This is a genomic window from Simiduia aestuariiviva, assembly GCF_014192475.1.
Lineage (GTDB): Bacteria > Pseudomonadota > Gammaproteobacteria > Pseudomonadales > Cellvibrionaceae > Simiduia > Simiduia aestuariiviva.
On the sequence record NZ_JACHXZ010000002.1, the window covers coordinates 835,407 to 851,168 of the forward strand.

Below are 15,762 nucleotides of genomic sequence, written 5' to 3' on the forward strand. Positions count from 1 at the left end.
CATTGATTCGGCGCGTCCTGCGCCTCACCCCTTCGGGGCAGCAGTCTTTGGCCTGCTGTCCTAATCTGATCCTGTCAGATTAGTCGGACACCTCACCATAAAACTGGGCAGAATTTTTAGATGGTTTAGCGAGCGTCAAGTCTGCTACCTGCTTGCTCGTGGCGCACATTAGGCACCCCAAATTTCGAGGGCGCAACTCTACACAATGGTGGATGGGAACACAAGACCAAACAACCGGTTATGGCCAAGCTTGGAAATATTCTTTTGGGTTGAGCTCCGGGCATCTCTTGAGCGGCCCATCGGGTTGCCCTAGATAGAGAAATCCTACAATGACCTCACTCTCTGTGAGCCCTAGGCCCTTCGCCACCTGCAGGTCGTCCGCCAGCTCGCCGGTTCGCCAATAAGCACCCACCCCAAGCGCAAATGCAGCGTTGAGCATATTTTGTACCGCGCAACCCGCTGCAATACGCTGCTCCTCTTTGGGCACTTTGGGGTGGTCGGTGAACTGGGCTATTGCAACAATCACCATAGGCGCGCGTAACGGCAACGCTTTAAAGCGTTGTTGCTGAGCCTCTGAGAGCGCCTTCTTGCATTGCATGGCGGCAAGGTAAAGCGCACCTAAACGATGCAACCCTTCACCGCTGACCTCTAAAAAGCGCCACGGCCGCAAATTGCCGTGGTCAGCCGCCCGCAATGCCGCTTGGCGAATGATTGTTAATTGCGCTTCTGTGGGCGCCGGAGCCATCAGCTTGGCCACTGAAACTCGTCGAGTTAACGCTGTAATTGCATCCATAGTTACGCTGTCCGCCCCCAAATTAAAAGCCAACTAGCTTACCATTTTATCTGCAGGTGCCGCGGCATAAATCGCCACTAACCACTTGGCGCCATGCCACAACCAACAAAATCTACTGCTAACGACGACAATCGAGAAATCGCTCACTAGCTACAGCCCGGAAGCACCCGAGCAGAAATATTAGTGCTCTAAATGTGAACAAATGAAGCCACAGTCCACCTCACACGTTCAACACCCACAGTGAATTAACACAGTCAAACCTAAAATTAGCGACGAGAACAAATCAATCTGAGTCGGCATTCAGCAGACTGGCGCCTAGGTGTAATCAGTTTTTGTGGTTCGAAACAATACATCCATGATCCAGCAATACCCAACTGCCCTACTCTGCGACCAAGACTTAATGCGCAATGGCCAATATCACTGGCACTCAACCGAACCGCTATTTACTGACGGAACGGGTACTACAAAGTATCGCCGCAAAACTTACTCACAAGACAAACCACCCATAACCGTTAAAACCTGCCTTAAATAGCCATTAGCGATTAAAAAAACAACAAATATCACCCTATTCAATAGACAAACCGACCCGAAACTCTTTTAATAGTGGCCAGACACCAAGGATAGACATAAACCAAAGGGACTCCCTAAACAGGGCAATAACGACAAAATTCACCTATAAAGCTAAAAGCCTGTCCATGACCAGCTCTGACTCTACACCGCTCTTTCAATACTATTTTCGTGCGCTTATTTGTTTCGCTGCGGCGGGCACCTTGGCTGCGGATATTGAGTGGAGCAATATCAATATTGTGCAGCCCATCTTTATCGTTGTGCTGCTCGCCTACACCTACGTCGCGTTCTATTTAACCAAGCACATCAGCAGCGAACATTTATTAAAGCTTTCCAAGATTCTGGCCTGGACAGACGCCGGTTTAATTGGGGCGTCCTTGAGCTTAATCGACTTCAGCATTTTGCCCTGCATTCTGTTCCTGACCATGATCCAATTCAACGCCCTGTTAAATGGCGGTGTTCGAAAATGGGGTGAGGATAATGCGGCGTTCGTGGTCGGCATATTGGGCAGCTTCGTAATCTACGAACCGCAATGGGTGTTGTCTGGCAGGCTCGAAATTAGTGCTGCCAGTTTAATTGGCGTGATTACCTATTTCTGCGCCTACGCATTGTTTACCCATGCGCGCATGAACAAGCTAAATCTCGAAGCCAAGCGGCTCGAGCAAGAGCAACAGCTGCATAAAATGCGCACCTACAAGCTGTCTCGCTATTTGCCACCACCGGTTTGGAAAGCGATTAATGAAGGGCGTGACAAATCGCTACAAACGGAACGCAAGCGACTCACCGTTTTCTTTTCCGACATTAAGGACTTTAGTGAGTTAGCGGAAGAAATGGAGGCGGAAGCCCTCACCGAACTGCTCAACACCTACCTCACCGAAATGACGAAAATCGTGCACCAATACGGTGGCACTATCGACAAGTTCATGGGTGACGGCATTATGGTGCTCTTTGGCGACAGCAATTCGAAAGGCGTCAAGCATGATGCACTGCGCTGCCTGTCCATGAGCCTTGCCATGCGCAAACGTATGAAAGCCTTGCAGCAGCACTGGCACCATCAAGGAATTAAGCGCCCCCTGCAAATACGCATGGGCATTAATACCGGCTATTGTACGGTGGGTACGTTCGGCACCTCCAATCATCTCGACTATACCGCGCTAGGCGCGCACGTTAATCTCGCCAGCAGGCTTGAATCTGCGGCCGAACCGGGTGAAATCTTGGTTTCCCATGAGACTTGGGGATTGGTAAAAGACACCATCATGTGCCGCGATAAAGGCAATATATTGGTGAAAGGGTTTAGCCACCCGATCAAGGTTTATCAGGTTGTGGATTTACGGAAAAACCTGGGCGCCAATCAAACCTACTTCGAGAAAAATTTCGACGGCTTTACGATGTATTTGGATATCGAAAAAATCCGCAATTATGACAAAGAGCAGGTTCTACAAACTTTGGCTGAAATTTCAGAGCGACTTAGGGATAAAATCATTCCCTAAGCCACACCCTCTGGCGCTACTGACGCACTAATCGCAATTCCTCCGGAACGTCACCGCAATTAGTGCGAAATGGATTAATATCCAGCCCACCCCTGCGGGTATACCGCGCGTACACAGTCAACTCTCGGGGTTTTAGTCGCTCGGAAATATCTGAAAAAATGCGCTCCACGCAATGCTCATGAAAATCCCGATGATCTCGAAATGACACTATGTACTGCAGCAGAGACGTGCGATCAATGGCGGGCCCGGCATACCTTATGGCAATGCTCGCCCAGTCGGGTTGCCCCGTCACCGGGCAGTTAGATTTTAATAAATCTGAGTAGAGTGTTTCATGCACTTCGGCACCACCCTCCACTAACCTTAATAGCCCCGGCTCGGGCAAATAGCTATCGCAGTAGACGTCCATTTCATCGAGACACACGCCCGCAAAATGGCCGACGCCCAGCGTCATGGCTTGACGCATATCCATTAAATGCACGAGCACCGGCGCACCAGCCGCCTGACTGAGATCGCTCTCAAGTCGATCGACCAACGCGCGAGTCGACTCAATCGCCGTTTGATTAAACGAGTTTAAGTACAGTTTAAAAGACTTGGATTCCACGATGTTCGGGCTACTGCAGGGAAACTCAAACTCCGCGAGCGCCACAACAGGCTTGCCTTTCTCATTGAGCCACGACAATTCGTAACCAGTCCAGCGATCCACGCCCGTAAAGGGCAATACCTCGCCTAGCGCCAACGCTTCTCTCGCCAAACTGCGAGGAATAGGATCCAAAATACTGGGATCATATTTATCAATGTAATTTGTGGTCTTGCCGAGGTGGCTCGGACCATGGCGTTCAACCGGGTTATCCGTCATATTTCACCCTGATGACTGCAGGGTGTGGCACGCGCACCACACCCACAATTCAAATAAGTTTACGTGGTTATCAGCTTGCGACTGATGTCTACCACCGGCAATGGAATACGGATCAACGGCCCAATCAAGAGCGCAGACGTTTACCGTTATTCAGTAACCAAAGGCTGGCAGCGAATAAGATTACAATAAATGCCAAAACTCCAAGAAATGCCGTCACTATATTCACATCGCTCACCCCTAAGATGCCATAGCGAAAGGTGTTGACGACGTACAAAATGGGATTCAATTGCGATACCCCCTGCCAAAACTCTGGCAATAAATCGATGGAATAAAAAACTCCACCCAAATACGTTAAAGGAGTTAAAACAAAGGTGGGTATGATTGAAATGTCATCAAAACTGTTGGCAAAAACAGCATTGATTAGCCCCATCAAACTAAATAAAACGCTGGTGAGCACCACAATAGAGACCGTGACTGAGAGGCTATGGACTTGCAAATCAGTAAAAAACAGAGACATCAAGGTAACGATCAGACCCACCGCCAAACCGCGACATACACCACCCACGATATATCCCGCCAAAATGACATAATTGGGTGTCGGCGATACCAGTAACTCCTCAATACTGTGCTGAAATTTGGCACTATAAAAGGAGGACACCACGTTGGAATAGGAGTTCGTGAGCACCGACATCATAATCAGCCCAGGCACCACAAATTCCATGTAGCTAAAACCACCCATGTCACCGATGCGCGCACCAATCAATGCGCCGAAAATAACAAAGTACAACGCCATGGTGATTGCCGGCGGCAATAGCGTCTGCACCCAGATGCGCATAAAGCGACGAATTTCTTTGCGAACGATGGTGCTGAAGGAAATCCACTGTGCAGAAATGTGCATATTCACCCCTCCTGCTGCTTGATGAGTGATACAAACATTTCTTCTAGGCGATTGGCCTTATTGCGCATGCTTACCACCTCGATCTTTTGTGCCTCAAGCGCTTTGAACACATCGTTTAAGGATTGCCCTCTTTCGACCTCGACCTCTAAGGTATGCTCGTCTAGCTGCCTAACGACATAGCCGCTAGCCTGAGGTGCTGCAGCTAAGGGCGCGCGCGTATCAATGATAAAAACTTCTTTATTTAACTGCTTTAGCAATGCCTTAACGCTGGTTTTTTGGACGATTTCGCCATGGTTAATAATGGCGATATTGCGACACAAACTTTCCGCCTCTTCCAAGTAATGGGTGGTTAAAATGATGGTGGTGCCGGCGGCATTAATTTCCCTTAGAAACTCCCACATCGATCGACGCAATTCAATATCGACACCCGCAGTGGGTTCATCCAAAATCAATAAGCGCGGCTCATGGACCAATGCGCGCGCGATCATCAATCGACGCTTCATGCCCCCCGAAAGGTTTCTTGAAGGCTGATTGCGCTTATCCCAAAGCCCCAACTTGGTCAGGTATTTCTCTGCCCGTTGGTGCGCCACGGCGCGGCTCAACCCATAATAACCGGCCTGATTGACGACGATATCCAACACATTTTCAAACTGATTGAAATTAAATTCCTGCGGCACCACGCCAATTTCACGCTTTGCCGCAGAAAAATCTTGGTCAATATCAATACCGAAAACGTTAACCTGACCCGCCGTTTTACGAACCAGCGAACAGAGAATGCCAATAGTGGTCGACTTGCCTGCACCATTGGGCCCCAAGAGCGCGAAAAAGTCGCCAGGAGCAACCTCTAGGCTGATACCTTTCAGCGCTTGAAATCCGCCGGCATAGGTTTTTTCAAGATTCTCGATTGTCAGTGCAGTCATATTGCCTCTGCTATTTAGGGTGCCTAAAATTCAGGCAGACAGGTTACAATGTCCAAAATTTTTTATAGGTCTAAGCATGTCGCAACCCACCACATACTTACAACACCATATCGCGTTAATTAACGAGTTGATCAGCGTGGCCGAGAAATTACTCGCCATGAACACCCTGCGTGAGCCGCAGCAGGAAGCGCTGTACGAACAGCTCCAGCAGCTTGCTAAAGCCGATGCTGATGAAGACTTTTATGTGCTGGGGCAATCCATACTGGTAAAAATTGTCGCCGCATGGCCACAACTTACCCCAAACATCTCTCGCGACCTATTCTGGTTTTTTGGCGGCGACTGCCTGCAGTACATGCCCGATGAGGAAATCGCCAACTACCAAGCATTAGATGAAGCGCGCCATGTAGCTGACAGCGCCGACCAGCCGTTTGACATTGCCACCGAGAAAGCCAAGATATTTGGGCTACATTAGAAAATTCAAGGAGCCGTTCGGAATCGATTGGTGTCTATACACTGTCATCGCAGCGCCCCAAGGAAACGCACGTGGCCGTGATAATCGGACTACTCGCCAGCAAGACCAAGTGCCCTTTTCGCACCCACCTATCGTGCCCACCTATCGTACCCACCTATCGTGACCACCTAGGAAACGCCTCTAATCAAGTGCACGTTTTCGACCCATAAAAAAAGCCAGCGCACAAGCGCTGGCTTTTTTAATTTGGAGCGGGAAACGAGACTCGAACTCGCGACCCCGACCTTGGCAAGGTCGTGCTCTACCAACTGAGCTATTCCCGCAATGGCGTCCCCTAGGGGAGTCGAACCCCTGTTACCGCCGTGAAAGGGCGGTGTCCTAGGCCTCTAGACGAAGGGGACGGAAACTGGCGCTTCCTATCCTAGGAAAAAAAACGCAGCCTTGGTGAGCTGCGCTTATTAACATCAACTCTCGCTGATGTTTGAATTTGGAGCGGGAAACGAGACTCGAACTCGCGACCCCGACCTTGGCAAGGTCGTGCTCTACCAACTGAGCTATTCCCGCAATGGCGTCCCCTAGGGGAGTCGAACCCCTGTTACCGCCGTGAAAGGGCGGTGTCCTAGGCCTCTAGACGAAGGGGACCCGGACCTTCATCAGCAGTTGCACTGCCGTTGAAGTGGGGCGCATTCTAAGTAGAGGTGGTAACCCTGTCAACACCTTTATGTGCTTTTTTACACTTGCTGAAACAAGGACTTAGGAGCCCGAAGCACCTAAAAATCTGCCGTTGGTACAGCCAGCAAGACTGCCCGTCCAGCTGCAGTTCAAGCGCCTTGCGATACCTCGCCTAGGCCGTTATTGTGCGCCAGAGGTTTACAGGGGCTATACTCGCTTCTGAGGCGCTAAATTCCAGCTGCATCGTCGATATGACGTCAGTCAGCCCCATATCACAAGAGGCCGCCCACACACGCTATGTCTGCCATTTATATTGTTGCCACCATCATTGGCGTCATAGGCGCAGTCATCTGCTATCTGTTCATTACCCAGAGCATCGAAAAGAAGCGCAAACAGCGCCAGCGCCTCGTGGCAGCACTTAAACAGCGCGCAAAAGTATTTCGTTACATCCTGAGCGGCTTCCCGCCTAATTTTCTCACCCGCGAACTGACAATGCTGGTACAGCGTTGCCTGACCGACGTGCTTCAACAACTTGCCAGTCTAGAACCCAAAGAAAAGACACACGTTGAAGAGTTGTCGATGATCTCGCAGCAACTGCAGGCCACGCAGCAGCGCAAGGATGAGAGTAAACGCCCTACCCTGCAGAACCCGCAGCAGGTCAAAGACGTTAAACAGCACCTGCAGGAACTGTATAAATTTTTAATGACGCTACAAAAGCGCGGCACCATCAAGCGCGCTGAAGCCGAGGATTTCGGTGATCAGATCAAACACCTTGTTTTGAAGATTTCAGTGGATTCTTATGTGGTGCAAGCCAAACAAGCCAAGCAGGCAGGTAAAAATAAGCTGGCACTCCACTATTTCTCACTGGCAAAGAAACTCATCGAGCGAGACGAATCGGGCCACTACACCGCGCAAAAGAAAAAGCTCGAGCAGATCATTACGCAACTGGAGTCTGAGGAAGATATCCAGCCCGCTGCCACCGCCAACTCAGAGCAAGAAGGCGATGACTGGGGCGACGTAGAAACGAAAGACAGCTGGAAAAAGAAAAACGTCTACGACGAATAGCTCGATTTATCGGCTCCGCCAATTACTTCTCTAACGCCTTTTGAAACTTAGCGATGCGCTTTGCATTGGCCCCCAAATCACTGCGCCCTACGCGCGATACCGAGCGCACATCCACGCGAGTTCCCTGGGCCTGCGCCTGGATGCGAATCGCCACATCATCTTTAAAGCCAAAAAACAAGGTCTCGTCATAGGCTTCAATGAGCCCCTGCTCTGGATGCGCCGCGATCAAGGTCCACCCCAAGTCAGCAACCGTCGCCAGTGCGCGCGCGAACACCGCGTCGGGCTCTTCAGGCAGAATCAAGGGCGCCAAATCGGCATAGTGCCCACGCTGCAAATCTTTTACTGCATCAGAGGGCGCATCTAGGCTGTTTTGCTCGCTGCTGCGCAACTCATAAGCGGCTATAAATTTAGGCGGGTTTTCCAAATCTGTACTGATGTTGTGAATAGCGGGCACGCCCAACCCCTTGCCAACCAATGCGAATACCACTACCACTGGCGCGGCGCCCAGCGCCAAAGTCCACAATGCAAAACGCTTTTCCGCATGCCAACGCAGCCACCAAATTAAGCCGCAGGCCAATACTGTTAAGCCAGTGACAACTATGACCCCTTGAAAGCCATAATAGAATGTCATGAACGCCGGCCTAAATGGCGCAAGACCAAATTTATTTGCCACCATCCCCGCAAACATGGCGAGCAATAACACACACTGCAACACCAAAATCCAACGCATCCAAGGCTTAGCCATGTTCAGTTCCTTATTGAGTAGTGAAACATTATGAAAATACAGTCATCGATAAAATACGACTGATATGGGCCAATGGTTTACCACTTTCCACTTGCCATTGATTAAACGCAGCTTGCGCCGCTTGCAAATCGCGCTTTGATGTAGGCATCTTACTGACAACGCCATCATAGATAAGGCCGGCGACCACGTCGTCGGTGAGCACAAAGGTGTCCTTGCCCACCATCCGTAAGAATCGAGCAGCCGATTGCCCACCCAGCTGACTGCCTTGCTTTTTTAAGAGCGCCCACAGCCCAACCACATCGTCACTTGGCCATTGGGCAATGAATCGCCCGAAGCTGCCGTGAGTCTCGGCGAGCGCCACCATCATCGCGGCGTTGGCACGCACTGAGCGAATTTTGCCTAAATGCCGAATAATGTCCGGGTTAGTGGCCAAGCGCTCTAACTGCTCATCGGACATCAATTGAACCTTGACTGGGTCAAAGCCCCAGAACGCGCGCTCAAAGGCAGGCCACTTGGCATCCACCATGGCGTGCTTTAATCCCGCGCGAAACACTCGCCTCGCCATTTCAGATAAATAACGATGGTCTGGTAACGCCAGCAATTCTGCGTCACTGCGCACCTCTGGCAGCAGAGCGGCTACCGCTTTAGCGCCACCCTTGTGGGTTTCCGCAATGGCATTAATGTCTGCGAAACTGCGCACTATTGATCATCCTTTGATTGCGCACGATCTTGTTCATGCAGAATGGAAGCAGAGTTAATGCAATACCGCTCGCCCGTGGGCGCGGGTCCGTCCGCAAACACATGGCCCAAATGGCAGCCGCAATGCCGACAGGTTACCTCGGTGCGCACCATGCCATGACTGGTATCCATGATTTCCTTGATGGAATCCTTGGCGAGCGGCGCGTAAAAGCTGGGCCAGCCACAGCCCGCATCAAACTTGGCATCTGACTCAAATAAGGGCTTGGCACAGCACTTACACAGGTAGGTGCCGGGCCGCTGTTCATTCCAGTAGCGACCCGTGAATGCTCGCTCGGTGCCCTTTTCCCGGCATATCCGGTATTCCTCAGACGTTAACCGTTCGCGCCACGGGTCATCGTTATTTTTGCGTTCATCTGCCATAATCGCCCCCCAAACACAATAAGTGCGCTCTAAACGCGCATTAAATGATGTTTTATTTCACAAAATTGTACGGGCAGTCTACTGCATATGGACCACATCTATAAATCCAACAAGCTCCACGGCGTCTGCTATGAAATTCGCGGCCCCGTGTTGGAACACGCACATCGGCTCGAAGAAGAGGGCCACCGCATCCTGAAATTAAACATCGGCAATCCAGCGCCATTTGGCTTTGAGGCGCCCGATGAAATCATTCTGGATGTTATCTACAACCTGCGCAACGCGCAGGGTTACACTGAATCCAAAGGCCTATTTGCCGCCCGCAAAGCCATTATGCAGGAATGCCAAACCTTAAACATTCCCAATGTGGATATCGATGATATCTACCTTGGCAACGGCGTATCAGAATTGATCGTCATGGCCATGCAAGCGCTGCTGAACAATGGCGACGAAATATTGGTGCCGGCACCCGACTATCCCCTGTGGACCGCATCGGTAAAGTTGGCGGGCGGCAACCCTGTACATTATTTATGCGATGAAGGCGCTGACTGGTATCCAGACCTGGATGATATCCGCTCAAAAATTACCGATAAAACCCGCGGCATCGTCATCATCAACCCCAACAATCCCACTGGCGCGGTATACAGCCAAGAAATGCTGGAACAACTCGTCAAACTTGCCACTGAGCATAAATTAATTATTTTCGCCGACGAAATTTATAGCAAAATTCTGTATGACAAGGCCGCATTCATTCCCCTCGGCAGACTCGCTAAAGAGGTCCTGTGCCTAAGTTTTAATGGCCTCTCAAAGAATTATCGCCTGGCCGGTTTTCGCGCCGGCTGGATGGTCCTGCACGGTGCCAAGCACAAGGCTAAAGGCTACATTGAAGGGCTTAACATGCTCGCCTCCATGCGTCTGTGTGCCAATGTGCCCGCGATGTTTGCTATTCAAACGGCGCTCGGTGGCTACCAAAGTATTAACGAGCTCGTAGCCCCTGGCGGCCGCCTGTTTGAACAGCGCGAAGCCGCCTACAATGCACTTTCACAAATCCCGGGGGTCAGCTGTGTCAAACCCAAAGGCGCGCTTTACGTATTCCCTAAAATCGACCTCAATCACCACGCGATAAAAGACGACCAGCAAATGGTGCTGGACTTTTTATTGCAGGAAAAGATACTGATCGTTCAGGGCACGGCGTTTAATTGGCCCACACCCGATCACTTTCGTGTGGTATTTTTACCGCGCGAAGACGAAATCACCAACGCGCTGACGCGCTTTGGAAAATTTATTGACCGGTACAGCCAAGACTAATGAGCGACATTCACATCGATGATTTTTACAAAGACAGCGGTTTAATACTGAGCCAACTGTTTGCTTTTTTTCCGCGCCCATGTGCCGTGTACGTGGAGGATATCGCCGGGCCAGATACACCGGACGATTTTGGCTTGCACAGCCAGCGGCACATGGCGGCTTTTAGTGCAATGCTCTGGCTCGCCACGGCCGGCTACCTGCACTACCAAGATACCGTTCGCCAAGAAGCGATCGACCAAGCCGTGTTAACCCACAAGGGATTCACATTGCTGTCTGCACTGTGTGAAGACGACGCGAGCACCCAGCGAGTACAGCGTTGGCGGGACGAAAACCCAGACGAACTGCCCGTCAGCGTGGCACAGGAGCGTTTCTCAAACATTAACGTCATGCGCCAGTTGATAAAACACGGCACATCGGGCGAGCTGCGCCACTTTATGCTGTACCTGCTAAACACCTCTCGCCAGCACTGAACGCGCAAACCTACTCGATCGCGCTGGGCGGGCACTGAAAATGGATTAATTTGAGTGCCCGCTCAGCGTCGCGATCGGGGAAGTCATCGCTGGCGGGCAATCGCTCTACACAACGCGCAGCTGGGCACTCGCGCTCAAATGTCGATATCAAAAATTGCGAATCTAACTCTGGCGCGTTGAGACAGGCCAGCACTTCGCCTCCGTCCGGCAATAATTCGGGTAGCCGGCGCGCTAATTTGCCATAGTCTTTTTCCGCGATAAAGCTGCCCCGCTGAAAGGTGGGCGGGTCAAAAATAACGACATCGTAGGGCCCTGCACGGCGAATGCGCCCCCAGGATTTCAAGATATTTTCCGCTAAAAATTTAACCCCATCGAGCGGCTGGTGATTGATTCGATGATTGTCACGCCCGCGCGACAAAGCCCCTCGACTCATATCGACATTGACCACCGATTGGGCACCGGCCGCCATCGCCACCACAGAAAATGCACAGGTGTAGGCAAATAGATTTAGTACCCGCTTACCTCGGCAGTGGCGCTCTAGCCACTGGCGCCCCGGCTCCATATCCAAAAAGAACCCAATATTTTGATGCGCTAAATCGTTGAGCTGAAATTTTAGGCCCGCGCGCAAGGCAGTAAATTCCGTACTTGAGGCTTGCTTGAGCAACGCCGTGGGCACGCCCGCCTGATAGCGATGCTGTATGCGCACTTCAGCTGCCAGTGAAAACGCCGCGTGAGCACTGAGCATTTCAATAAATTGCGGCAGCCAGTCAGCCGGCGGGGCTTTAAACAAGGTCACCAGCAACACCGGATCAAACCAATCGACGGTGATAAAATCCAACCCGTCGAAACACTGACCGCGACCGTGAAACAGTCGATAGCTATCTAACGGTCGCCCGGAAGTCTGTATTCGGCCCACTAGATCGTCGAGCGCGGCACCAATGGGATTACTCATCGTCTAGGTCTCCGTCGCGATGAACCTCACTTGCCGCGAGCGCTGGGTAGCCCAAGGGATAAAGCACCGCATCGCGGTAACCGGTGATCACGCGTATGTACCCCGTCCAATCAGCGTCGAGCGCCGGGTCATTGGTATCGATCAACAGCGGCCGTCCATTGAGTGACTCCAATTTTGACTTAGTGGCAACCACGACGACATTTTCACGCCCAATGTGACGCAACAGCGCGGGCCGCAGCTGCTGATTTCCACGTCCAAACACGTGGCCCTGCCCGCCAATGGCCGTCAGCACCAGCACCACCGGCCCAGTGTGAGCCATGACCTGCTGCTCTAACGTGGTGGCGTTGAGATCCGTGGCGATCAGCTCGCCATTACGCACTAAATCCACGCCCAATAACGTGGCCTGTAATCCCATGGATTCAGTAATGGCAAATGTGGTTGATCCCGGGGCAAATATGGCGAGTGTTTCAGGCGTCAGTGTTTCCGTTATCTCTGCCGCAATGTCATCGAGCACCAGCGCTTCCACTTCCCTGCCGCCCTCTTTCACTGCCTGCACATAGCGCGGTTCCGACGGCACTAGCAACTCGCCGTAATAGCGCGATTGCACACGGCCCTCACGAAATGCCTGCTCGTCAATGTCGCGCACCTCGCAGGCATCCAGGGCCACCAGTTCACCTGAAATTAATTGCTGTATTACTGCGGCGGCGGCCTCGGGCGCAATGGCATAAACGCCCGAGTGCATCTTGACCCCACTGGGCAAACCCAATACCGGTTGATCCAAGCCAACGGCCTCCACCATGTTGCGCGCGGTGCCGTCACCACCCACAAATAAAATCAAATCACACCCCGCTGCATGGCAGGCGCGCGCTGCGGCAATCGTATCGGCTGCTGACGAGGGCGTTTGCTCAGCCTGCCCTATTTCCTGCACCGCTAACTGGGCGGCGCGGGCCACAGCGGCCCCCATCTCTCCAGCAAAGCAATACACATCCACAGGCAATCCCCGCAGACAGGTCAGCGCACGCAAGGCGCGCTCTGGCGCCCGCAAATCCGAATTCATCGCCATGGCCTGAGCACGCACTGCGTCGCCATCGCTGCCCTTCAAGCCCGCTGGCCCGCCCAACCCAGCGTAACTGTTCACAATCAATCCCAATTTAAATCGACGTCCAAGTGTCGACTGAAGCCTGTCGTTCATCAACATTGAACCTCCACCGGTTCGGCAAAGCCCAGCGCCCTGATCATCGTTTCAACCCGGTCTCCCCTATGCTCGGATGCCCAGCGAAAATGCCGAAACTCTCGGCGCTCTGGGTAGTGTTTGCGCAACAAATCAAAACCGCGCCGCAGATGGGTCTCGGGGTCATCGCTCTGCTGTGCTTGCGCCACCAATTCACGCAACCGACGATCGTCGCCGGCAAGGTCATAGGCCTCGCACATCACCTTGCGCACCTGTTGCCATTCAGCCGCTGTCATTCGAGGGACGTCGACGGTCGCCACTGGCGCTAGCTCGCCGGACTCACCGGCCAGCGCAATGGTTTGTCCCCAATAATTGGCCAAGGCCTCGCATACCATTTTGGTACCCATGACTTTGCCGTCGTAGGAATACCCCGCGATGTGGGGCGTGCCGATGGCGGCTCGGTGTAACAGCGCAGGGTCGAGCCAAGGCTCGTGTTCCCAAACGTCCAGCACCCATCGCACGTCGGGGCGCACGTCGGCCACGCTTAATAGTGTTTTGTTGCAAATAACAGGGCCCCGCCCCGCGCTGATTAATACCGCGCCATGGGGCAGACGCCTCAACAAGTCTTCGGAAATCATATGGCGTGTGGGGTGTGTGCCGGTTGTCGTCAGTGGCGCATGCAAGCACACGATGTCCGATTCAAAGATGGATGTCAGCGGCGCGCTAACCGGCAGCGAGCCTTCGGGCAGCAAAGGGTCGTACCCCGCCACCTCAGCCCCCAGCGCAGCCAAACGACGAAACACTCGCCCTCCCACATTGCCGCAACCCACAATACCTACCTTGCGCCCCTGCCAATTGACATCCAACAGTGCCAACGCAGTTAGCACGTATTCCACCACACTGTTGGCATTGCAACCCGGCGCGTTGGTATAAGGAATACGCTGACCATTGAGCCAACTGGTATCGAGATGATCGATGCCTATGGTGCAGGTGCCCACAAATTCCACGGCGCTGTGGTTCAACAAGGCCGCGTTTACCTGCGTCACGGAGCGAACGATTAAGGCATGGGCATCGATCACATCCGGCGCACTCAAACGGCGGCCGGAAAATCGTTGGACCTGCCCCAGCTGGCCAAAATATTCTTCGGCCAGCGGCACGTTTTCATCCACTAAGATTTTTTTACGCATCATGTGTGTTATTTGCCTGCCTGCAACTTGACAACCTTGTCGAGTTTTTTAGTTAAGCGCCCCAACCCTAAGCGCTGCAACAACGCGGCTGCGTCGGTAAAGTTTATCTCGCGGGGCTGTAAAGTTTGACCAGCCGCCAATAGATCCACATCACACACAATAGCGGCCAGCTGTTGTGCAAGCGCAATTTGATCGGCATGTTCCGCAAGCTTTGCCGCCATACCCTTGGCGCCGCGAAACGTCATTGATGCAAAGCGGTTAGGCTCTGCCATTAACGCAGCCAGTGACAGCTTGTTGGCCAACATCTGTGCGGCGGTTTTTTTACCCACGCCGGGGACACCGGGAATGTCATCGCTGGCGTCGCCCACCAAGGCCAAATAATCCACCATTTGCTCGGGCCAAACGCCAAATTTTTCAAAGATATCGCCACGATAAAGTTGAACATCGGCGGCGTAGTCCCAGAGGTAATCCTGCTCACGCAACAACAACTGCCCCAAATCTTTATCGCGCGTGAGAATAGCCACGGGCTCGGGCTCCGCGGTCAAATGCGCCAGCAAACAACCAATTAAATCGTCGGCCTCGTATTTGTCACTGGCAAAACACGCAAACCCTAAGGCTGCGGCCACCTCTTGGCAGGCGCCGAGTTGAAAGGCTAGCGCCTCATCTGGCAGGGCCCGACTGGCCTTGTATTCGGGGTATAGCTGATGGCGAAATCCCGTTTCCAAGCTTTCGTCAAAACACACGGCCACTCGCGATGGCGCCTGCAGGCATAGGTCGAGTAAAAAATTAGTGAAGCCATACACGGCCTCAGTATCGTAACCGTCCTCACTCTGCCAGTTGGGCGGCAGCGAAAAATAGGCGCGAAATATATAAATAGAGGCATCGATCAGCCACCGATTCGCTGGCAGCTTAGATTTTTTAGTTATAACCATGGGTTTTCAAACGTAGACTGGAGACAGCAGGCGATTTCCGTACCGGCAGCACCCACGTGGCTGTCCAAAAAATGTGCTATTTGTGGGATAGCGCAACAAATCTGGACCCTTGCATCCCAAACTTTTGACTGGTTATAAAAAGTTGGAATAA

At 52.4% G+C, this 15,762-nt stretch carries 16 protein-coding genes and 4 tRNA genes; 5 read left to right on the forward strand and 15 right to left on the reverse strand.

Annotated elements, in window-relative coordinates; all coding sequences use genetic code 11:
• Nucleotides 1-238 precede the first annotated feature (238 nt).
• A complete protein-coding gene (locus tag FHS30_RS09450) occupies nt 239-793 on the reverse strand; it encodes a nitroreductase family protein (RefSeq protein WP_183910184.1) in 555 nt (184 codons plus the stop codon).
• Between the two features lie 695 nt (nt 794-1,488).
• Between FHS30_RS09450 and FHS30_RS09455 the strand changes: the two genes are divergently transcribed.
• Nucleotides 1,489-2,850: an adenylate/guanylate cyclase domain-containing protein gene (locus FHS30_RS09455; RefSeq protein WP_183910185.1), complete on the forward strand. Its 1,362-nt coding sequence runs from the start codon at nt 1,489-1,491 to the stop codon at nt 2,848-2,850.
• 16 nt (nt 2,851-2,866) lie between these two features.
• Here FHS30_RS09455 and queF read toward each other — a convergent pair whose 3' ends face one another.
• From queF to FHS30_RS09470, 3 genes are all read right to left on the reverse strand, one after another.
• Nucleotides 2,867-3,706, reverse strand: coding sequence for an NADPH-dependent 7-cyano-7-deazaguanine reductase QueF (queF, locus tag FHS30_RS09460; RefSeq protein ID WP_183910186.1), 840 nt, complete (start codon nt 3,704-3,706; stop codon nt 2,867-2,869).
• Nucleotides 3,707-3,830: 124 nt separating this feature from the next.
• Nucleotides 3,831-4,604: an ABC transporter permease gene (locus FHS30_RS09465; RefSeq protein ID WP_183910187.1), complete on the reverse strand. Its 774-nt coding sequence runs from the start codon at nt 4,602-4,604 to the stop codon at nt 3,831-3,833.
• A gap of 2 nt (nt 4,605-4,606) precedes the next feature.
• Nucleotides 4,607-5,524: an ABC transporter ATP-binding protein gene (locus FHS30_RS09470; RefSeq protein ID WP_183910188.1), complete on the reverse strand. Its 918-nt coding sequence runs from the start codon at nt 5,522-5,524 to the stop codon at nt 4,607-4,609.
• A gap of 76 nt (nt 5,525-5,600) precedes the next feature.
• Between FHS30_RS09470 and FHS30_RS09475 the strand changes: the two genes are divergently transcribed.
• Entirely contained in the window at nt 5,601-5,996 is a 396-nt protein-coding gene (locus FHS30_RS09475; protein ID WP_183910189.1) for a PA2817 family protein, read from the forward strand.
• A gap of 244 nt (nt 5,997-6,240) precedes the next feature.
• Here FHS30_RS09475 and FHS30_RS09480 read toward each other — a convergent pair.
• The 4 genes from FHS30_RS09480 to FHS30_RS09495 form a co-directional block, all read right to left on the reverse strand.
• Nucleotides 6,241-6,316, reverse strand: a tRNA-Gly gene (locus FHS30_RS09480).
• Nucleotides 6,317-6,318: 2 nt separating this feature from the next.
• Nucleotides 6,319-6,394, reverse strand: a tRNA-Glu gene (locus tag FHS30_RS09485).
• A gap of 87 nt (nt 6,395-6,481) precedes the next feature.
• Nucleotides 6,482-6,557 (reverse strand) — tRNA-Gly (locus FHS30_RS09490).
• Between the two features lie 2 nt (nt 6,558-6,559).
• Nucleotides 6,560-6,635 (reverse strand) — tRNA-Glu (locus FHS30_RS09495).
• Nucleotides 6,636-6,962: 327 nt separating this feature from the next.
• Between FHS30_RS09495 and FHS30_RS09500 the strand changes: the two genes are divergently transcribed.
• Complete coding sequence (locus tag FHS30_RS09500; RefSeq protein ID WP_183910190.1) at nt 6,963-7,730, forward strand: hypothetical protein; 768 nt, start codon at nt 6,963-6,965, stop codon at nt 7,728-7,730.
• A gap of 22 nt (nt 7,731-7,752) precedes the next feature.
• On the opposite strand, the gene FHS30_RS09505 is transcribed toward FHS30_RS09500, so the two are convergent.
• The 3 genes from FHS30_RS09505 to msrB are packed head-to-tail and all read right to left on the reverse strand — an operon-like array spanning nt 7,753 to nt 9,594.
• Entirely contained in the window at nt 7,753-8,475 is a 723-nt protein-coding gene (locus tag FHS30_RS09505) for a DUF1499 domain-containing protein (RefSeq protein ID WP_183910191.1), read from the reverse strand.
• Nucleotides 8,476-8,503: 28 nt separating this feature from the next.
• Nucleotides 8,504-9,175: a DNA-3-methyladenine glycosylase I gene (locus FHS30_RS09510; protein ID WP_183910192.1), complete on the reverse strand. Its 672-nt coding sequence runs from the start codon at nt 9,173-9,175 to the stop codon at nt 8,504-8,506.
• The gene (gene msrB / locus FHS30_RS09515) at nt 9,175-9,594 is read right to left on the reverse strand and encodes a peptide-methionine (R)-S-oxide reductase MsrB (protein WP_183910193.1); all 420 of its coding nucleotides are present in this window, start codon (nt 9,592-9,594) and stop codon (nt 9,175-9,177) included. The genes FHS30_RS09510 and msrB overlap by 1 nt, the downstream gene beginning before the upstream one ends.
• 87 nt (nt 9,595-9,681) lie before the next feature.
• Here msrB and FHS30_RS09520 point away from each other — a divergent pair, with 87 nt between their 5' ends.
• Nucleotides 9,682-10,899: a pyridoxal phosphate-dependent aminotransferase gene (locus FHS30_RS09520; RefSeq protein ID WP_183910194.1), complete on the forward strand. Its 1,218-nt coding sequence runs from the start codon at nt 9,682-9,684 to the stop codon at nt 10,897-10,899.
• A complete protein-coding gene (locus FHS30_RS09525) occupies nt 10,899-11,369 on the forward strand; it encodes a hypothetical protein (RefSeq protein ID WP_183910195.1) in 471 nt (156 codons plus the stop codon). Before FHS30_RS09520 ends, FHS30_RS09525 begins: the two co-directional genes overlap by 1 nt.
• Nucleotides 11,370-11,379: 10 nt before the next feature.
• Here the strand turns inward: FHS30_RS09525 and FHS30_RS09530 are convergent, their stop codons facing one another.
• The 4 genes from FHS30_RS09530 to FHS30_RS09545 are packed head-to-tail and all read right to left on the reverse strand — an operon-like array spanning nt 11,380 to nt 15,611.
• On the reverse strand, nt 11,380-12,321 hold the full coding sequence (locus FHS30_RS09530; protein WP_183910196.1) for a class I SAM-dependent methyltransferase: 942 nt from the start codon (nt 12,319-12,321) through the stop codon (nt 11,380-11,382).
• A complete protein-coding gene (locus tag FHS30_RS09535) occupies nt 12,314-13,519 on the reverse strand; it encodes an ATP-NAD kinase family protein (protein WP_246341229.1) in 1,206 nt (401 codons plus the stop codon). The genes FHS30_RS09530 and FHS30_RS09535 overlap by 8 nt, the downstream gene beginning before the upstream one ends.
• Complete coding sequence (locus FHS30_RS09540) at nt 13,513-14,682, reverse strand: 4-phosphoerythronate dehydrogenase (RefSeq protein WP_183910197.1); 1,170 nt, start codon at nt 14,680-14,682, stop codon at nt 13,513-13,515. The genes FHS30_RS09535 and FHS30_RS09540 overlap by 7 nt, the downstream gene beginning before the upstream one ends.
• Before the next feature lie 5 nt (nt 14,683-14,687).
• Complete coding sequence (locus FHS30_RS09545; protein ID WP_183910198.1) at nt 14,688-15,611, reverse strand: 5'-3' exonuclease; 924 nt, start codon at nt 15,609-15,611, stop codon at nt 14,688-14,690.
• Nucleotides 15,612-15,762: the final 151 nt, after the last annotated feature.